At 74.3% G+C, this 17,478-nt stretch carries 18 protein-coding genes; 8 read left to right on the top strand and 10 right to left on the bottom strand.

What is annotated here, in order from left to right; genetic code table 11:
* The first annotated feature begins 14 nt into the window (after window positions 1-14).
* Both I8N68_RS03130 and I8N68_RS03135 read left to right on the top strand, forming a co-directional pair.
* On the top strand, window positions 15-407 hold the full coding sequence (locus I8N68_RS03130) for an MmcQ/YjbR family DNA-binding protein (RefSeq protein ID WP_200207320.1): 393 nt from the start codon (window positions 15-17) through the stop codon (window positions 405-407).
* A 47-nt stretch (window positions 408-454) separates the two neighbouring features.
* A complete protein-coding gene (locus I8N68_RS03135) occupies window positions 455-1,096 on the top strand; it encodes an HAD family hydrolase (RefSeq protein ID WP_200207322.1) in 642 nt (213 codons plus the stop codon).
* A gap of 7 nt (window positions 1,097-1,103) precedes the next feature.
* On the opposite strand, the gene I8N68_RS03140 is transcribed toward I8N68_RS03135, so the two are convergent.
* The 9 genes from I8N68_RS03140 to I8N68_RS03180 all read right to left on the bottom strand — a co-directional run bounded on the left by I8N68_RS03140 (window position 1,104) and on the right by I8N68_RS03180 (window position 9,500).
* Complete coding sequence (locus tag I8N68_RS03140; protein ID WP_200207324.1) at window positions 1,104-1,580, bottom strand: SLOG cluster 4 domain-containing protein; 477 nt, start codon at window positions 1,578-1,580, stop codon at window positions 1,104-1,106.
* Window positions 1,581-1,823: 243 nt separating this feature from the next.
* A complete protein-coding gene (locus I8N68_RS03145) occupies window positions 1,824-3,068 on the bottom strand; it encodes a beta-ketoacyl synthase N-terminal-like domain-containing protein (RefSeq protein ID WP_200207326.1) in 1,245 nt (414 codons plus the stop codon).
* Window positions 3,069-3,111: 43 nt separating this feature from the next.
* Window positions 3,112-4,380, bottom strand: a complete 1,269-nt coding sequence (locus tag I8N68_RS03150) for a beta-ketoacyl-[acyl-carrier-protein] synthase family protein (protein WP_200207328.1) — start codon at window positions 4,378-4,380, stop codon at window positions 3,112-3,114.
* Window positions 4,377-4,781: a cupin domain-containing protein gene (locus tag I8N68_RS03155; RefSeq protein ID WP_200207330.1), complete on the bottom strand. Its 405-nt coding sequence runs from the start codon at window positions 4,779-4,781 to the stop codon at window positions 4,377-4,379. Before I8N68_RS03155 ends, I8N68_RS03150 begins: the two co-directional genes overlap by 4 nt.
* Window positions 4,774-5,484 carry an SRPBCC family protein gene (locus I8N68_RS03160; protein WP_200207332.1) on the bottom strand — a complete coding sequence of 237 codons (711 nt, stop codon included), beginning with the start codon at window positions 5,482-5,484 and terminating at the stop codon, window positions 4,774-4,776. The genes I8N68_RS03155 and I8N68_RS03160 overlap by 8 nt, the downstream gene beginning before the upstream one ends.
* Window positions 5,481-6,956, bottom strand: coding sequence for an acetyl-CoA carboxylase biotin carboxylase subunit (locus I8N68_RS03165; protein WP_234038730.1), 1,476 nt, complete (start codon window positions 6,954-6,956; stop codon window positions 5,481-5,483). The genes I8N68_RS03160 and I8N68_RS03165 overlap by 4 nt, the downstream gene beginning before the upstream one ends.
* Complete coding sequence (accB, locus tag I8N68_RS03170; protein WP_200207342.1) at window positions 6,956-7,432, bottom strand: acetyl-CoA carboxylase biotin carboxyl carrier protein; 477 nt, start codon at window positions 7,430-7,432, stop codon at window positions 6,956-6,958. Before accB ends, I8N68_RS03165 begins: the two co-directional genes overlap by 1 nt.
* Window positions 7,429-9,171, bottom strand: coding sequence for an acetyl-CoA carboxylase carboxyltransferase subunit alpha (locus I8N68_RS03175; RefSeq protein WP_200207344.1), 1,743 nt, complete (start codon window positions 9,169-9,171; stop codon window positions 7,429-7,431). Before I8N68_RS03175 ends, accB begins: the two co-directional genes overlap by 4 nt.
* A complete protein-coding gene (locus I8N68_RS03180; RefSeq protein ID WP_200207346.1) occupies window positions 9,168-9,500 on the bottom strand; it encodes a TcmI family type II polyketide cyclase in 333 nt (110 codons plus the stop codon). The genes I8N68_RS03175 and I8N68_RS03180 overlap by 4 nt, the downstream gene beginning before the upstream one ends.
* A 435-nt stretch (window positions 9,501-9,935) precedes the next feature.
* Between I8N68_RS03180 and I8N68_RS03185 the strand changes: the two genes are divergently transcribed.
* The 6 genes from I8N68_RS03185 (at window position 9,936) to I8N68_RS03210 (ending at window position 15,212) form a co-directional block, all read left to right on the top strand.
* On the top strand, window positions 9,936-10,718 hold the full coding sequence (locus I8N68_RS03185; RefSeq protein WP_200207347.1) for an AfsR/SARP family transcriptional regulator: 783 nt from the start codon (window positions 9,936-9,938) through the stop codon (window positions 10,716-10,718).
* Window positions 10,719-10,797: 79 nt separating this feature from the next.
* A complete protein-coding gene (locus I8N68_RS03190) occupies window positions 10,798-11,145 on the top strand; it encodes a TcmI family type II polyketide cyclase (protein WP_200207349.1) in 348 nt (115 codons plus the stop codon).
* Between the two features lie 213 nt (window positions 11,146-11,358).
* Window positions 11,359-12,288, top strand: a complete 930-nt coding sequence (locus I8N68_RS03195; RefSeq protein ID WP_200207351.1) for a helix-hairpin-helix domain-containing protein — start codon at window positions 11,359-11,361, stop codon at window positions 12,286-12,288.
* A gap of 250 nt (window positions 12,289-12,538) precedes the next feature.
* Window positions 12,539-13,750, top strand: a complete 1,212-nt coding sequence (locus I8N68_RS03200) for a low temperature requirement protein A (protein WP_200207353.1) — start codon at window positions 12,539-12,541, stop codon at window positions 13,748-13,750.
* A gap of 113 nt (window positions 13,751-13,863) precedes the next feature.
* Window positions 13,864-14,070 carry a hypothetical protein gene (locus I8N68_RS03205; RefSeq protein WP_200207356.1) on the top strand — a complete coding sequence of 69 codons (207 nt, stop codon included), beginning with the start codon at window positions 13,864-13,866 and terminating at the stop codon, window positions 14,068-14,070.
* Between the two features lie 182 nt (window positions 14,071-14,252).
* On the top strand, window positions 14,253-15,212 hold the full coding sequence (locus I8N68_RS03210; protein WP_200207358.1) for a TIGR03557 family F420-dependent LLM class oxidoreductase: 960 nt from the start codon (window positions 14,253-14,255) through the stop codon (window positions 15,210-15,212).
* 81 nt (window positions 15,213-15,293) lie between these two features.
* On the opposite strand, the gene I8N68_RS03215 is transcribed toward I8N68_RS03210, so the two are convergent.
* Window positions 15,294-17,399, bottom strand: a complete 2,106-nt coding sequence (locus I8N68_RS03215) for an APC family permease (protein ID WP_200207360.1) — start codon at window positions 17,397-17,399, stop codon at window positions 15,294-15,296.
* Window positions 17,400-17,478 lie beyond the last annotated feature (79 nt).

Consider the following 17,478-nt stretch of genomic DNA (forward strand, 5'->3'; position numbering starts at 1 on the left):
AGTACGGTCGGGCCATGGCGACCTGGGACGACGTACGACGGATCGCGCTCGCCCTGCCGGAGACCACCGAGCGCGGCTCCCACGACGACCTGCCCGCGTGGCGGGTCCGCGACAAGCTCTTCGTCTGGGAACGGCCGCTGCGCCGCGGTGACCTGGCGGCGTTGGGCGATGCCGCGCCGGACGGGCCGATCCTCGGCGCCCGGGTGCCCGACGAGGGCGCCAAGGAGGCGCTCCTCGCCGACGACCCCGAGGTCTACTTCACCACCCCGCACTTCGACGGATACCCGGCGGTGCTGGTCCGGCTCGACCGGATCGGCGTCGAGGAGCTGACCGAGCTGATCACCGAGGCGTGGCTGGCGCGCGCCCCGAAGCGGCTCGCCGGCCAGTTCAGGACGACGACCGGCTGAGGTTCCCCCGCCGTCCGACCGGATCCCGGCTGCCCTAGCATCTGCCCATGCGGGCGGCACACGAGCGGGTGGACGCGATCGTCTTCGACATGGACGGCACGCTGATCGAGTCCCACGCGGTGGTGCCCGCGGCCTACCGTGCCGCCATCATGGACGCCGGCGGACCGCTGCTCTCCGACGCCGAGATCATCGCCGGGTACCCGCTCGGGCCACCGGCCGCGCTGCTGACGCACCTGCTCCGACGGTCGGCCACCGACCGCGACCTCGCCCGCTACCACGCCCACCTGACCACCCTCGCCACGCAGGTCACCGTCTATCCCGGGGTGGCCGACCTGCTCGCCGGCGTCGCCGGGCGGAGGGCGGTCGGTCTTTTCACCGGCGCCAGCCACCGGGCGGCCGAGATCCTGCTCGACCGGGTCGGTCTGCTCGGGCATTTCCAGGTCGTCGTCGGCGGGGACGAGGTCGGGCGACCCAAACCCGAGCCCGACGGCGTCGAGCTGGCCTGCCGGCTGCTCGGCGTCCCTCCCACCCGAACCGCGTATGTCGGTGACTCGCCGCTCGACCTTCGAGCGGCGCGCCGCAGCGGCGCGCTGGCGGTGGCCGCCGGCTGGGGCCATCAGTACGACCCGGGTGTGCCGGCGGACCGTACCGCCGGCCATCCTCGTGAGCTGCTGGCGCTGCTCGGCTGAGCGCGGATCACCGCCCGGGCGGGAGCACCGCCTGCACCGCCTGCGCCGGGGTGTCGACGGGACGTGGCCCGGGCACCGGCTCGCCGGTGGGACCGAGGATCCGCCAGCCGCCGAGAAGCACCACCGGAACGGTGCCCCGCCGCATCGCCAGGGCCACCTCGCTGAGCGTCCCCCAGGAGCCGCCGACCGCGATCACCGCGTCCGCGCTCCACACCAGGATCGCGTTACGCGCCTGCCCCATGTTCGTCACCACGGACGCGGACACGTCGGCCGGGCCGGGATCGGCGCCGTCGTCGGGGCGTACGGCGATGACCAGGCCGTCGCGGGAGCGGGCGCCGGCGGCGACCGCGGCCATCACCCCGCCGCCGCCTCCGCAGAGGACGGTGACACCCCGCTCGGCCAGCAGCTCCCCCACCCGTCGGGCGTGCGTCAGCTCCGTCTCCGTGGCCTCCGCCGGCCCGCACACCGCCACCTGGAATCGCACCGCCCCACCTCCACCACCGAGGCTATCGAGACGTACGCGGGCCGGCCGGCGGGTCCGATCGACCCGGACGCGGAGTTCACCGTGGGCCCGGACGAAGAGACCGACTCGGGTCCTGTCTGGACGGCTGCGTCGAGGCGCGGGCGGTGGTGGCCGCCGGGAGCCTGGCCGACGTGGTGCGGACGAACTGGGGCGCGCCGGTGAACCTGCGATCGATCCCGGTCCACAGCGGCCCGGTCAGCTCCCCTAGTCCGTCGGCGGTGGCGGCGCGGCGCCGCGCAGCACCAGCGCGCTGTTGAAGCCGTCGAAGCCCCGCGCGCCGACCAGTGCGATGCGGCTGCGCGGCCGGCGGGGCGCCCGCAGGAACCCCAGTTCGCAGCCCTCGGCGGGCTGCTCCGGCCCGGCGGAGGCGGGCAGCAGGTTGTGCCGGAAGGCGAGCAGCGCGGTCGCCGCGTCCAGCGCGGAGCCGCCCTGGTGGGCCCGCCCGGTCAGCGGCTTCTGGGTGGTTACCGGCGGCGTCCGGTCGCCGAACACCGCGCGCAGCGCGGCCGCCTCGGCCCGGTCGTGGGCGGGCATGCCCAGCGCGTCCGGCCAGACCATGTCCACGTCGTGCGGCCGGACCCCGGCCCGGGTCAGGGCCAGCCGCAGCGCCCGGGCGTAGTGCGTCGGGTCGGGGCCGGCATGCGGGTCGGTGGGGGCGGCGTCGTGGGTGGCGGCCCAGCCGGTCACCTCGCCGTAGATCCGCGCGCCCCGGGCCAGCGCGTGCCCCAGCTCCTCCACCACGAAGACCGCGCCGCCCTCGGCGGGGACGTAGCCGGACGCCGCGACGTCGAACGGCCGGTACGCCAGCTCCGGGTCGGCCACGTCGCTGAGCAGCCCGGAGCGCAGCTGGCAGGCCAGCGCGTACGGGCTCAGCGGGCACTCGGTCGCCCCGGCGATCACCACCGGGGTACCCCGGCGGACGGTGCGCACGGCGTGCGCCAGGCTGTCCAGGCCCCCGGCAGCCTCGGCGACCAGCACCCCGCTCGGCCCCTTGAACTGGTGGTGGATGGAGAGCTGCCCGACGCTGGCCGCGTAGAACCAGGCGATCGACTGGTACGCCCCGACCGTGCGGGTCGGGCCACCCCAGAGCCGTTGCAGCTCCCGCTGGCCGAACAGGTTGCCCCCCGAGGAGCTGGCCAGCGTGACCGCCCAGCCGCACGGGTCGGGGGCCTGCTCGGGCAGGCCGGCGTCGGCCAGCGCCAGCCGGGTGGCGGCGAACCCGAGGTGCGTCCACCGGTCGGTCTGCACCCGCTGCCGGGCGTCGACGTACCCGGCGGGGTCGAAGTCGGCCACCTCCCCGGCGATCCGGGTGGGGTAGCTCGCCGGGTCGAACAGGGTGATCGGCCCGGTGCGCCGGGTGCCGGCGACCACGGTGGCCCAGTGCGCGTCGGCGCCGACGCCGCTCGGCGCCACCACCCCGACACCCGTCACCACCGCCCGCGCGGTCACGCCGTCACCGCCGGGACCCCGCGCTGGCCGGCACAGGCCGCGGTCACAGCGTCGCCGCCAGGCGGCGGAAGAGCATCGCGGACTGGAAGCCGCCGAATCCGCTGCCGACCGAGAGCGCCACGTCGACCGGCAGCTCGCGGGCCTCGTTGGGCACGTAGTCCAGGTCGCACTCCGGGTCGCGGGTGGCCCAGTTCGCCGTCGGCGGCACCACGCCGTACTCGATGGCCAGCGCGCAGGCGGCCATCTCGATCGAACCGATGGCGCCGAGCGAGTGCCCCACCATGGACTTGATCGAGCTGATCGGCACCCGGTACGCGGCCGGGCCGAGGGCCCGCTTGAACGCCGCCGTCTCGTGCCGGTCGTTCTGCCGGGTGCCGGAGCCGTGCGCGCTGATGTAGGAGACGTCGCCCGGGGCGACCCGGGCCTGCCGCAGCGCGTCGCTGATAGCCAGCGCCATCTCCACCCCGTCGGGGCGCAGGCCGGTCATGTGGAAGCCGTTGCTGCGGCCGGCGTAGCCGGCCACCTCGCAGTAGACGTGCGCGCTCCGGCGGCGGGCGTGCCCGGCCTCCTCCAGCACCAGCACCGCGGCCCCCTCGGCGAGCACGAAGCCGTGGCGGTCGGCGTCGAAGGGGCGGGAGGCGTGTTCGGGGTCGTCGTTGTCCGGGCTGGTGGCCTGGATGGCGTCGAACGAGGCCACGGTGACCGGGGAGATCGGCGAGTCGGCCGCCCCGGCGAGCACCACGTCGGCCTCGCCGTCGGCGATGAGCTGGTGGGCGTACCCGATGGCGTCGATGCCGGAGGTGCAGCCGGTGGAGACCACCTGGGCCGGGCCGTGCAGGCCGTGCCGGCAGGCCACGTCGGCGGCCAGGCTGCTCGGGATCAGCGCCTGGTAGAGGTACGGCCCGCCGAGGGTGTGGTCGACCAGCCAGCGCCGGCCGGAGTCGCTGACCCGGACGAACTCCTTCTCCAACGCCATGGTCCCGCCGACGGCGGTGCCGAGCACCACCCCGGCGCGCTCCCGCACCGCGTCGGTGAGGGCCAGCCCGCTGTCGGCGACCGCCTCCGCCGAGCAGGCCAGGGCGAACTGCACGTACCGGTCCGCGCGCTGCCGCTCGGCGAGGGTGATCCCGGCGGCGTCCGGGTCGAAGTCGCACTCGGCGGCGATCCGGGAGCGGAACGGCGTTGGGTCGAAGAAGGTGATCCGCCGGGTGGCGGTACGCCCCTCGGTGATGCTCTTCCAGAACCGGTCCCGGGTGGCGCCGCCGGGGGCGACGACGCCGATGCCGGTGACCACGGTGCGCCGGCCGGTCACGATGGTCCCCGCTGTTCGACCAGTTCGGTGTCGACGTGGCCGAGCTCCGGGCGGGGCGCGAGCGGCCCGAGGTGGAACACCACCTCGGCGGGTTCGTCGCCGGTGTTGCGCAGCCGGTGACGCACCAGCCGCGGCACGAACAGCGCCTCCCCGGCCGCCAGCGGCACCGGTTCGTCGTCGAGGTCCACGGTGATGGCGCCGCGCGCGACGTACAGGAACTCCTCGCTGTAGGGGTGGTAGTGCTCGGCGATCCGCTCCCCCGGCGCGAGCGCCGCGACCCCCATGAAGCCGGACGTGCTGCCGACGGTCTTGGGCCCGAGCAGCACCCGCAACTCCCCGCCGCGCCGCCGATCGGCGGCGACGTCGCGGGCGGCGATGACCCCGGTGACGATCTCACTCATCGTCGCCTCCCGCGTACGCCCGCTCGATGCGCTCCTTGATGACCTCGAGCTGCACCCGGCTGTTGGTGTTGATCCGCTCGGTCATCCCGGCGTTGTCGACCGGCGCGGTGGGCTTCATCGCGAAGTCCTGCACCCACGTCATCCGGGTGCCGCCGGGCACCTCGTCGTAGCGCCAGTGGATGCGCATGTACTCGAACGGACCGGTCTCGACCCGGTGCGCCCGCACCTGCCGGGTCGCCGGGTCGGCGGTGCGTTCGCTGACCCAGCTCCAGCAGACCCCGTTCTCGTCGGGGTGCATGGTGAGCCGGAATCGGACGGTGTCGCCGGTGGACTCCAGGATCTCCACCACGGCGTACTCGGTGAACAGGTCGGTCCACCTCGCCACGTCGTTGGTGATCCGCCAGACCAGCGGCAGCGGCGCGTCGATGACCACGCTGTTCTCGGTGTGCCCGGGTGGGTCTGCCCGGCGGGCCACCAGGTCGGCGACGCCGGCGATGCTGAGCTGCCCGGCCTGTTCCGGAATGCGCACCCGCCACCGGTCGGCGACCACGGCGGAGAGTTCCAGCAGGGCCAGGGAGTCCATGCCCAGTTCCTCCAGGCTGGCGGCGGGGCTGCGGGCGGCGGTCTCGACGTCCAGGCCACAGTGCGTGACCAGGATGTCGGTGATCTCCGTGGTGAGCGGTCGGTCGGGGGCGACGGTCATCGGGTCCTCCTGACGGGCGGGTCGGCGAGAGCGGCGTCCCCGGCGGGCACCGCAGCCGGCGCCGGCGCCGGGACGGTGGCCGGGGCGGGGACGGTGGCGGCCGGGGCGGTGGCGCCTCCGGCGCGGTCGGCGAGCAGCCGGTCGACCAGGCCGGTGGTGTGGCGGGCCTTGCGGAAGGCCGGATCGTCGAGGACCCGCCGGACGAAGGGGATGGTGGTCCGCACGCCGCGGCCGGCGACGTCGAACTCGCCGAGCGCGCGGTCCAGCCGGTCCAGGGCGGAGGGCCGGTCGGGCGCCCAGACCGCCACCTTGGCAAGCAGCGAGTCGTAGTGCGGGCTGATCAGGTAGCCGACGTGGCCGTGGGTGTCGACCCGGGTGAACGGGCCACCGGGGGGCCGGAACCGGTCCAGCCGCCCGGGGGTGGGGGCGAAGCCGTGGTCCGGGTCCTCCACGTTGACCCGGCACTCCACGGCGACCCCGTGCAGTCGGATCTCCTCCTGGCGCAGGCGCAGCGGCACCCCGGCGGCGATGTGCAGCTGCTCGTGCACCAGGTCGACGCCGGTGACCATCTCGGTGACCGGGTGTTCCACCTGGATCCGGCAGTTGATCTCCAGGAAGTGGCACCGTTCGGCCTCGTCGACGAGGAACTCCACGGTGCCCGCGCCGGTGAAGCCGACCGACAGGGCGCCGCGCAGCGCGGTCTCGGCCAGGGTGTCCAGGGTGGCCGCGGCGAGCGCCGGAGCGGGCGCCTCCTCGACCAGCTTCTGGTGGCGGCGCTGCACCGAGCAGTCCCGGGTGCCCAGGTGCACCCCGTTGCCGTGGCCGTCGCAGAGCACCTGCACCTCCACGTGCCGGGCGTCGGTCAGGTAGCGCTCGACGTACACCCGGTCGTCGCCGAAGGCGACCTGGGCGGCGGACCGGGTGCGGGCGTACGCCCGGGGCAGCGCGGCGGCGGAGCGGACCACGGTCATCCCGCGCCCGCCACCGCCCGCGGCGGCCTTCACGATCACCGGATAGCCCACCTCGGCGGCCACCTCGACCGCGTCGGCGACGGTCGGCAGGGTCCGTACGCTGCCCGGCGGCAGTGGCAGCCCGGCCCGGCGCATCAGCGCCCGCGCGGTGGCCTTGTCAGCCAGCGCGGACATCACCTGCGGTGGCGGCCCGATGAAGACCAGGCCGTTCTCCGCGCAGATCTCGGCGAAGTCGGCGTCCTCGGAGAGGAAGCCGTAGCCGGGGTGGACGGCCTGCGCACCGGTCTGCCGGGCGGCCTCGACGATCGCCGCCGCGTTGAGGTAGCTCTGCCGGCTGGGCGCCGGTCCGATCCGGACGGTCTCGTCGGCCAGCCGCACCGGCAGGGAGTCCGCGTCGGCGCTGGAGTGCACCACCACCGTGCGCACGCCCAGTTCCCGGCAGGCCCGCAGCACCCGCAGCGCGATCTCGCCCCGGTTGGCGATCAGCACCTTTTCGAACATCATCCACCCCGCTGCCCAGCCGGCTCCAGGGCGAGCAGCGGCTGGTCGTACTCGACCGGCTGGCCGTCGTCGACCAGCACCTCGACCACCCGTCCGGCCTGGTCGGCGGTCACCTCGTTCATCAGCTTCATGGCCTCCACGATGCCGACCACCTGACCGGGACGGATCAGGTCGCCGACGGCGACGAAGGGCGGCGCGCCCGGTTCCGGGGCCCGATAGAAGGTGCCGACCACGGGCGCCCGCACGGTGAGCCGGCCCGGCTCGGGCGGCGGCTCGGCGGGCGCCGCCGGGTCGGGCTCGGTCCGGGGGGCGGGCGCGGGCGCGGCCTGGGCCGGCCCGTGCCACTCCACCTCGAGGACGGTCTCGCCGCTGCGCAGCCGGACCCGGCGCACCGGGCCGGCCAGCTCGGCGACGAGCCGGTGGGCGTGCCGGCGCAGCCCGTCGAGGACGGCGTCGGGGCTCTGGCCGCTGCTCATCGCCGCACCGCCGGAGCGCCGGCGCGGGCCGCGCCGTACCGGCGGAAGCGTTGCCGGCGGCGGCGGACCAGGGTGGCCGGCGGCACGTCGAGCAGCGGGGCGAGGTTCGCCGCCACCGCCCGGGCCAGCAGCTCGGCGGCGGCGGCCGGGTCGTGGTGGGCGGCGGGCGGCGGCTCGGGCACCACCTCGTCGACCACGCCGAGCCGGCACAGGTCCGGCGCGGTGAGCCGCAGCGCGCGGGCGGCCTGCGGGGCGGCGGAGCTGTCCGGCCAGAGGATCGCGGCGCAGCCCTCCGGGCTGATCACCGAGTAGACGGCGTGTTCGAGCATGAGCACCCGGTCGGCGACGGCCAGCGCCAGCGCGCCGCCACTGCCGCCCTCCCCGGTGACCACCGCGACGATCGGGGTGGGCAGCACGCTGAGCGCCAGGATGTTCTCGGCGATCGCCGCCGCCTGGCCCTGCTCCTCCGCGGCGACCCCCGGGTCCGCCCCCGGGGTGTCCACCAGGGTCACCACGGGCAGCCCGAGCCGGGCGGCCAGCCGCATCAGCCGGAGCGCCTTGCGGTGCCCGGCCGGGCTGGCCATGCCGAAGTTGCGGGCCACCAGCTCGGCGGTGGTGTGCCCTTTCTGGTGGCCGACCACCATCACCGGCCGGCCGTAGAGCCGGGCCAGCCCGCCCACGACCGCCGGGCAGTCCGCGCCGAGCCGGTCGCCGTGCAGCTCGACGAAGCCGTCGAAGGCGCTCTCCAGATAGTCCAGAGTGGTGGGTCGGCCGGGGTGGCGGGCCGTGCGGACGGTGTCCCAGGCGTCCCGGGCCGCGCCGTCCGCCGGATCCGGCGGGACGCCGGCCGCCGGCTCGGGACGCGGGGCGCCGGCCACCGCCGGCGGCCGGCGCGCCGGCTCCTGCCGGGGTACGAGCGGCCGGCGGTTGCCCCGGCCGGCCCGGGCGGCGGCGAGCAGCGCGGTCAGCCGCCCGCGCAGCGCGTGCCGTGGTACCACCAGGTCGACGTGCCCGCGCCGCAGCAGGAACTCCGCGGTCTGGAAACCGGCCGGCAGCGCGGCGCCGGTCACCTGCCGGATCACCCGCGGGCCGGCGAAGCCCAACCGCGCGCCGCTCTCCGCCAGCACCACGTCGGTGTTGGTCGCGAAGGAGGCCGCCACCCCGCCGTACGTCGGGTCGGTGATCACGCTGACCGTGAGCAGGCCCGCCTCGCGCAGCCCGGCGACGGCCTGGCTGACCGTGGCCATCTGCATCAGCGACAGGGCCCCCTCCTGCATCCGGGCCCCGCCGGAGGCGGTGACCAGCACCAGCGGAATCTCCTCCGCGAGGGCCTGCTCGGCGGTCCGGGTGATCAGCTCGCCGACCGCGCAGCCGAGGCTGCCGCCGAGGAAGCGGAAGTCCATCACCGCCAGCGCGATCCGGTGCCCCCCGACCGCCCCGGTGCCGCAGACCACCGCCTCGTCCAGCCCGGTGGCGGCCCGCGCGGCGGTGAGCCGGTGCGGGTACGGCAGCGCGTCGACGAAGCCGATCGGGTCCACCTCGACCGCCCGGTCGGGCAGCGCGGTGAACGAGTCCGGGTCGACGAGCTGCGCCACCCGCGCCGGCGCGTCCACGCGGGAATGCGTGCCGCACTCCGGGCAGACGTCGAGGTTGCGCCGCAGCCGCTTGCGGTACAGCAGCGAGGCGCAGCCGGCGCAGCGGGACCAGAGCTGCTCGTCGCGCGGTGCGGTCGTGGTCACGGTCGCCGCCCGGGCGCGTCGAACCGGTAGAAGCAGTGGGCCATCGCGTCCCGGGGCGACTGCCAGTCCGGCAGGTACGGCGAGATGAAGGGCCGCAGCCGCGCGCTGACCCGGGCGAACTCGGGATGCCCCCGGGCGTTCTCCACCGCCCCCTCGCCGGGGAGTTCCGTCTCCAGCAGGTGAACGTAGAGGTCGTGCAGCCGGTACAGCGAGCGGTGCCGAACGCCGACCAGAAGCGGTAGCTCGGTCGCGTCGGACTCGGCGAAGATCTCGGCGACCCGGTCCTCGGCGGTGGGCACCACCTTCGCGACGATGAGCGAACGGTCCATGAAGAGTCTCCCCCTGGGGCGGGTTCCGGTCCGGCCGGACGACGTCCGACACGATGCCCGCGGGGACGTCACCACGGCGTCACCCGGCGGCACCGCCGCCCGTAGAGAGTTCGTGACGCTGCGTTGACGCAACCTGTGCACCGGCTATGCGCCCGCTTACCGCGCCCGTCGCATGGTGACACTTATTCGCAGTTCAGAGCGGCTCTTTCCGGCCCCTCCGGACCGTCACATTAGCGACGAATGTGTTGACTCAGTGTAACCGTGGTTGATAATCTCCGATCGGTCAGCCCGGACGGCACCGGTATCCAACGCCGTCGCCGCGGCGGAGCCGTTCCGACACCGTTGTCGCGGGCAGCCGCGCACCGGGAGCAACAAGGACGGTCGGGACGAGGATTCCGGGGCAGGGGGTGCGCGCCGGTGACCGGTCATTCCACAATGCCGACAGCCGGCACCGGGCCCGCGCCGCGGGTGTCGCTGCAACTGCTCGGTGGGTTCCGCCTGCTGCACAACGACGTGCCGGTGGTGGTGCCCCGGGGACTGCAACGGGTCATCGCGCTGATCGGCCTGCGGCCGGCCGCGACCCGCAGCCACCTGGCCGGGCTGCTCTGGCCGGAGACGTCCGAGGAGCGGGCGCTGTCGTCGCTGCGTACCGCGCTGTGGCGGCTGCGCCAGGACCCGTGCTGTCCACTGGTGACCGACGGGGACACCGTCCGGCTCGGCCCGACCGTGCACCTCGACACCGACGAGCTGGTCGAGGTCGCGGCCCGGGTTCGCGACGGCGACGCGCCGGACGTCGTCGGCACCGCCGGCCGCCACGACCTGCTCCCCGGCTGGTACGACGACTGGGTCCTGCTGGAACGCGAACGGCTGCGCCAGCTCCGGCTGCACATGCTCGAACAGCTCGCCGGCAACCACCTCGCGGCGGGCCGGCACGGCGAGGCGCTGGAGGCGGCGCTGGAGGCGATGGCCGCCGAGCCGCTCCGCGAGACGCCACACCGCCTGGTCGTCCGGATCCACCTGGCCGAGGGGAACGCCTTCGAGGCGGTGCACGCCTTCTACGTCTACCGCGACCTGCTGCTGCGTGAGCTGCGCCTGGAGCCCTCGCCGGCGATGTGCGCACTGCTCGACGAGACCCTGGCCCCGATCCGGCACGCCACCCGACCGCCGCCGCCCCGACCCGGCGTCACCGGGCGGTTCCCGCGCGTGACGGGCAGGTGACAGCGGCCCGTCATGGTGACCCGACATGGTGTCACGTCCTCGGGCTGGATCTGGGGCACCACCGGCGAGAGGGGTCCCGATGAGTCGCCTGTTGATCGTCAGCCGCATCGTCCCGGGCGCAGAGGGGCGAGTCGCGCAGATCTTCGCCGAGTCCGACGCCACGGAGCTGCCCGGCCTCACCGGCGTCCGGCACCGGTCGCTGTACTGCCTGCACGACCTGTGCGTACATCTGATGGAGACCGTGGACGTCGACCCGGACGCGGCGACGGGGGTCCGCAACCACCCGCTCTACCGGCAGGTCAACGAGCGGCTCTCCGCCCACACGGCGCCGTACCTGCCGACCTGGGGCTCCCCGCGGGACGCCGTCGCCGGCTGCTTCTACACCTGGGACGCCGCCGACGCACCGGCGTCCGGCCCGGCGCGCTGAGACGGCGTTCCGCAGCCGCACCCGCAGCGCGGTCCCCTACTCCGGTCCGCCCGGACGGCACACGCTGGGTCATCCCGTCACCACCCGCCGGTACGGCGTGTCCCAGCAGGGACTCGAGCCGCCCACCTCCCTGTCGTCGACGACGTACGTGTGCGAAGCTGCCCCCGGTTTTTCTCGCGACTGTCGTTCACGTACATAAGAGGGAGGTTTGCCGTGCCGTCGACTTTCGGGCAATGGCTGATCCTGATCCTGGCCCTGCTGGTGGGCCTCGCGGGCGGGTGGGTGCTGCGCGACCGCCAGGCGGCCGCCAGCCCGACGGCGCCCATCGTGGAGGGTGACCCGGTGGCCGGAGCCGCCGACACTGGTGTCCCGGCGACCGCCACCGTCGACCACGAGCGGCCGGCGGCCGTCGTGGACGACGTTCCCCCGCCCGCCGCGGTCACGGAGGAGCCCGCCCCGGCCGAGTACGACGCTCCCCCGGCCGCCGCCACCCTGGCCGCCAACGCCACCACCCTGCCGGCGGCGGACACCGACACCACCCCCGACGACGCCACCGAGCCCGCGCCGGTCGACACCGCCCCCGCCGCGGCCGACGCCACCCCGGTGGCCGTCGAGCCGACCGGTCCGGCCGTGACCGGTGACGTCGAGCCCGCCCCGGTCGCCGAGACCGAGGCCGAGGTCGAGCCGGCCAAGGACGACGAGCCGGTGGCGCGTCCGGCCACCGTGGTCGCCGACGCCGAGCAGCCGACGCCCGAGGCCGAGCAGGTCGCCGCGCCGGCCGTCGTCCCGGCACCCCGGGCCGCCGTGGAGGACGAGGTCACGACCACCGCGGTCGAGCCGGAGCCCGTAGCCGCGCCCGCCGTCGTGGCGACGAACGGTGCCACTCCCGTGGCTGCCGTGGACGACTTCCGGCGGATCCAGGGCATCGGGCCGAAGCTGGCCGCCGCCCTGCAGACCGCCGGGATCCACACCTACCGCCAGCTCGGCGAGCTGGACGAGGCGGCGCTGCGGGAGACGATCCGGGCCGCCGGCCTGCGCGCCGCGTCCAGCCTGGCGACCTGGCCGCAGCAGGCCAGGGTGCTGGCCGGCGCGCCCGCCGAGGCCGACCGGGTGCTCCCGGCAGGGGCCAGCGAGGACGCCTGAGTCACGTCCCGGGCCGGTGGTGACGATCCGTCGTCGCCACCGGCCCGCGGTCACCGGGCGACGGAAATCGCGTACTCAACCAGCGGTGCGTGGCGGCGGGGGCATCGCCGTGCAATGGAGTTGCCGGGCGGCCGGCGCCACCGCCGGCGAGCGGCGTAGCCCCGAAACCGGGAACACCGTGCGGCCGTCGTCGCTACGGTCGGTGGGGGCCACCGGCCCGCCGCGCCGACCCCGCACCGCAGGAGCAGCCGTGTCCTTCGCCAAGCCGGAGCAGCCCGCGAAGCGGGACCGGCCGCCGATACGCGACCCGGAGTCACCCCGCCGGGTGACGCTGCTGGAACTCTTCTTCGACCTGGTCTACGTCGTCGCGCTGGCGCTCGTCTCGCGCGGCATGGTCGTCGATCTCAACTGGGAACGGGCCCTGCAGTCCCTCATCATCCTGATGGCGCTCTGGTGGACCTGGGCGATCACCACGCTGGTCACCGACATGTACGACCCCGAGCGCCCCGAGATCAAGATGTTGATCATCGCGGTCATGTTCGGGGCGCTGCTGATGACCACCGCCATCCCGGACGCCTTCACCAACCGGGGAATGGTCTTCGCCGCGACGTACGTGGCGATCCATCTCGGTCGCGGGCTCTTCCTCATGCCGACGGTCCGGGGGCACCGGCAGACCCAGCGCCGGGCGGCCCGGATCTTCACCTGGTTCGCCGTCTCGGCGGTGCCGTGGATCATTGGCGGGCTGGTCGCGGGCCGCGCCCGGGAGGCGCTCTGGGCGCTGGCGCTCGCCATCGACTACATCGGCTTCCGGCTCGCGTATCCGGTGCCCGGCCTCGGCGCGGTGCCAGACGCCCAGCGCAACGTGGCCGCGGAACACCTCTCCGAGCGCTACCAGCAGTTCTTCATCATCGCGCTGGGCGACGCCATCCTGACCATCGGCACCATGTTCAGCATGTACCACTCCGAGAAGGAGAACATTGGCGCCTTCACGGTCGCCTTCGTCAGCACCCTGCTGCTGTGGCGGATCTACGTGCACAAGTCCGGGGAACTGCTGCCGCGCGCCATCTCCAGCTCGAAGCAGCCGAGCCGGTTCCTGAACACCGCCCCCTACACCCACCTGCTGATGGTGGCCGGGGTGGTGACCACCGCGGCCGGCTTCGACCTGGTGCTGCACCAGCCGGCGGGGGGGCGGACGCCGCCCGCCTGGGCGGCGGTCATCCTGGGTGGGCCGGCGCTGTTCCTGATGGGCCGGGCCTTGTTCGAGTACGAGGTGTTCAGCCGGGTCTCGCTGTCCCGCCCCGGCGGGCTGCTGGCGCTGCTCACCGTCGTCGCCCCGGTCGCGCTCTTCCTGCCGCCGCTGTTCGCCTCGCTCGGCGCGACGCTGGTGCTGGCCGGGGTGGCGGTCGCCGATTACCTGCGCAGCCGCGGGCGGCCGCCCGAGGACCCGTCACCGCCACACTGAGCCGAATCGGTCGTACCCGGCCGGACGTCCGGTGTTCGACACCGTTAGCCGAAAGCCCGGACTGGGTACAGGGGTGGCACCTCGAAATCACCACACCCCCGTGGAGGCAACCCATGCGCGGCACTTCGATAGTCGGCGTCCTGGTCGTCATCTGGCTGATCATCGGCGCGATCGCTGCCGGTCAGCGCGGCTACTACGGCAACGACGAGACCAACTGCGCCGAGGCGGGCACCATCCTGGTCACCATCGTGGCCGGCCCGCTGAACTACGTCGGCGCCAACCCCAAGGTGGACTGCAAGCTCCCCGAGCCGTCCAAGTAGCCGACCCCGCTCTTCCGGCCCGCGCCTGCTCCCCCGAGGCGCGGGCCTTGTCGTGCCCGGGCCGCTCGGGTCACTATCCGTAAGGCGTCCTAGGAGGCTGGGCTCCCGGGTCGGAGCGTTTGTCGGCGGTCGGGCCGGGAAGGGCCCTGCTCCCAGCGGCGGACGGAACGGGAGAACCGGCGATGCAGATCGGCTACAAGCTGGCCTCGGAGGCCTTCGGGCCGCAGGAGCTCATCCGCCAGGCGGTCCGCGCCGAACAGGCCGGCTTCGACTTCGTGGAGATGAGCGACCACTTCCACCCCTGGCTGGAGGTGCAGGGCCACTCGTCGTTCACCTGGAGCGTGCTCGGCGCGATCGCCGCGAAGACCAACACCCTCGGGCTCGCCACCGGCGTCACCTGCCCCAGCGTGCGCTACCACCCGGCGATCATCGCCCAGGCCGCCGCCACCATGGCGCTGGTCTCCGACGGCCGGTTCACCCTCGGGGTGGGCGCCGGCGAGCGGCTCAACGAGCACGTGGTCGGCCAGGGCTTCCCGAGCGTGCGCGGCCGGCACGAACGGCTCCGCGAGGCCCTGGAGATCATCCGGCTGCTGTGGCAGGGCGGCTACCAGTCGTACGAGGGAAAGCACCTCCAGCTGGAGGACGCCCGCGTCTTCGACCTGCCGCAGAGGTTGCCGGTGATCGCCGTGGCGGCCAGCGGCCGGTCCTCCGCCGCCATGGCGGCCGAGCTGGGCGACGGCCTCTTCGCGACCGAGCCGAAGTCGTCGATCGTGGCGCACTACCGGGAGGCCGGCGGGCAGGGCCCGCGCTACGCGGAGGTGCCGATGGCCTGGGCGCCCGACGAGCAGCAGGCGGTCAACGCGGCCAAGGAGACCAGCCGGTGGGCGGTCACCGGGTGGAAGGTGATGAGCGAGCTGCCCAACCCGGTGAACTTCGACGCCGCCACCACCTGGGTGGAGGACCACCACATCCGCCAGCAGTTCTCGGTCGGCCCGGACCCGGAGGTGCACGTGGCGAAGGTGCGCGCCTACGTCGAGGCGGGCCACGACCACATCGTCCTGCAGAACGCCGGCCCCGACCCGGACGGTTTCCTGGACTTCTGCGCCGGCGACCTCAACGCCCGGCTGCGCGCGCTCGGCTGACCCCGACCGCGTGGACGCTGGTGCGGGCGTACCCGCGAGGCGGCCGGACCGGGGCGGACGGCGGCGCGTCCGGCGCCGACCTCAGCCGCCCACGTGAATCCCGGGGCGGCGGGCGGGATCCCGCTCGGACTTGCGGATGATCTCCCGAACCACCGGCGGCGTGTCGCCGCGGCCGAGGATCAGGTAGCGCAGCAGGTGGGCGAGCGGGTTGCCCTCGGACCACTCGAAGTGCGCGTGCGGACGGAGCCCGGTGGCGTTGCGGAGCGCGAGCAGGATGGCGGCGATGGCGTTCGGGGCGGCCGGGCTGCTGGCCCGCAGGATCCGGTAGCCGCCGACCTCCACGCCGTGCACCCGCAGCACCTGGCTGAACTGGGACGGGTCGACCACGTCGATCTCCAGGAAGAGCACGTCGGCGGCGCCGGGCACCGGGTTCATCCCGCGCTGCGCCCGCTCCTTGAGGCGGTACTCCTTGAGCGAGCCGGTCTGGCGCTTGTTCGCGATCAGGTGCAACCGGCCGTCGTGCGCGATGGAGTCGGCGATGAACCGCCGGGCGGGCTCGTCGAACTCGATCCGCTCGGCCCGCAGCTCGGTGGTGCGGGTGACCCGGGAGATCAGCGAGACGGCGATGATGCCGGCGATGAACAAGCCGGAGATGGTGATGCCGTCCGGCTTCTCGATCACGTTCTCGGTGAGCGCGTAGAGCAGCACCAGGGTCAGCACGGCGAAGCCGGCCCCGGCGAACGGGTGCCGCGCCCGGTACGCCGAGATGGTCACCGCGATGGCGCCGGAGACCATCATCGCCAGGATGCCGGTGGCGTACGCGCCGGCCTGGGCGTTGACGTCGGCGCGGAAGGCGACGGTGATGGCGATGCTGATCAGCGTGTAGACGAGCACCACGGGACGGACGGCCCGGCCCCACTCCGGCGCCATCCCGTACGTCGGCAGGTAGCGGGGCACGATGTTGATCAGGCCGGCCATCGCCGAGGCGCCGGCGAACCAGAGAATCAGCACGCTGCTGATGTCGTAGACCGTGCCGAACCCCTCGCCCAGGCGCTCGTGCGCCAGGAAGGCCAGGGCCCGACCGCTGGCCGCCCCACCCGGCTCGAACTCCTTCGCCGGGATCAGCACGGTGGTGACGAACGTGGTGGCGATCAGGTAGACCGACATGATCAGTGCGGCGGCGGTGAGCAGCTTGCGGGTGTTGCGAACCCGGGCTGCCAGGCGGGCCTGGGGGTCGGTGCCGCCCCCCTTGACCAGCGGCATCATGCTCACCCCGGTCTCGAAGCCGGAGAGCCCCAGCACGAGCAGCGGGAACGCCAGCACCGCCGGGCCGGCCAGCTCGGTGAAGCTGGACCCCCGCTCGGTGAGCCGGGACGTCCAGTCGCCCAGCAGCGCCGGGTCGGCGGCGACCTCCGCCAGCCCGGCGACCACGATCACCGCGTTCAGCCCGAGGAAGACCGCCACCAGCGGGATGGCGACCTGCACCGCCTCGCTGAAGCCCAGCAGGAACACGCCGCCGAGGATGAGCAGCAGGACCACCGTCACCACGACCGCCGCGGTGGTGCCGTGCGGGAACGACGCCGGCAGGATCGGGTTCTCCAGCAGGTGCACGGTGGCGTCGGCGGCGGAGAGGGTGATCGTGATGATCCACGAGGTGGCCACGAAGCCGAGCAGCACCAGGACGAAGACCTTGCCGCGCCAGAACGGCAGCAGTCGCTCCAGCATGGCGACCGAGCCCTGCCCGTGCGGGCTCTCCCGGGCCACCCGCCGGTACATCGGCAGCATCCCGAACAGGGTCAGGGCCACGATCAGCAGGGTCGCCAGCGGCGACAGCGCCCCGGCGGCCACCGCCGCGATGCCGGGCAGGTACGACAGGGTGGAGAAGTAGTCGACGCCGGTCAGGGTCATCACCTGCCACCAGGGGTGCGACTTGGCCTCCGCCTCCCGGGTCTCCGGGCCGACCGGCTGCACCCGGTGCTGGAACAGCCAAAGACTCAGCCCGCTGGCCGGCTCGGGTGGCCGTACCGGGCTCTCCACGGACGCCGGGACGCCCACCGGGCCACGCCCGGCGCGCTCGCCGTGCTCCGGATCGCGGGCGGCACGCAGCGCGCGCTCCGACCCCGACGGCGCCTGCTGGCGCCGCCCCCGCGTACGCCGGGGCTGCGCCCCGTCCCGCCCGTCCGCCATGTGCAACCCTTTCCGGCCCTGACCCGACCGTAGGCGGTACCCACGGCGTCACCCCGCCGAACCGGGCAAGCCGCGAAGA

This window comes from Micromonospora coerulea (assembly GCF_016598485.1).
GTDB lineage: Bacteria > Actinomycetota > Actinomycetes > Mycobacteriales > Micromonosporaceae > Micromonospora > Micromonospora coerulea.

Excerpts from the sequence above, each read along its gene's own strand:
- I8N68_RS03155 (WP_200207330.1), bottom strand. The coding sequence starts at position 4,781 with ATGAGTGAGATCGTCACCGGGGTCATCGCCGCCCGCGACGTCGCCGCC.
- I8N68_RS03205 (WP_200207356.1), top strand. The coding sequence starts at position 13,864 with ATGCGCGGCACTTCGATAGTCGGCGTCCTGGTCGTCATCTGGCTGATC.
- I8N68_RS03160 (WP_200207332.1), bottom strand. The coding sequence starts at position 5,484 with ATGACCGTCGCCCCCGACCGACCGCTCACCACGGAGATCACCGACATC.
- I8N68_RS03190 (WP_200207349.1), top strand. The coding sequence starts at position 10,798 with ATGAGTCGCCTGTTGATCGTCAGCCGCATCGTCCCGGGCGCAGAGGGG.
- I8N68_RS03215 (WP_200207360.1), bottom strand. The coding sequence starts at position 17,399 with ATGGCGGACGGGCGGGACGGGGCGCAGCCCCGGCGTACGCGGGGGCGG.
- accB (WP_200207342.1), bottom strand. The coding sequence starts at position 7,432 with ATGAGCAGCGGCCAGAGCCCCGACGCCGTCCTCGACGGGCTGCGCCGG.
- I8N68_RS03180 (WP_200207346.1), bottom strand. The coding sequence starts at position 9,500 with ATGGACCGTTCGCTCATCGTCGCGAAGGTGGTGCCCACCGCCGAGGAC.
- I8N68_RS03135 (WP_200207322.1), top strand. The coding sequence starts at position 455 with ATGCGGGCGGCACACGAGCGGGTGGACGCGATCGTCTTCGACATGGAC.
- I8N68_RS03130 (WP_200207320.1), top strand. The coding sequence starts at position 15 with ATGGCGACCTGGGACGACGTACGACGGATCGCGCTCGCCCTGCCGGAG.
- I8N68_RS03165 (WP_234038730.1), bottom strand. The coding sequence starts at position 6,956 with ATGTTCGAAAAGGTGCTGATCGCCAACCGGGGCGAGATCGCGCTGCGG.
- I8N68_RS03210 (WP_200207358.1), top strand. The coding sequence starts at position 14,253 with ATGCAGATCGGCTACAAGCTGGCCTCGGAGGCCTTCGGGCCGCAGGAG.
- I8N68_RS03185 (WP_200207347.1), top strand. The coding sequence starts at position 9,936 with ATGCCGACAGCCGGCACCGGGCCCGCGCCGCGGGTGTCGCTGCAACTG.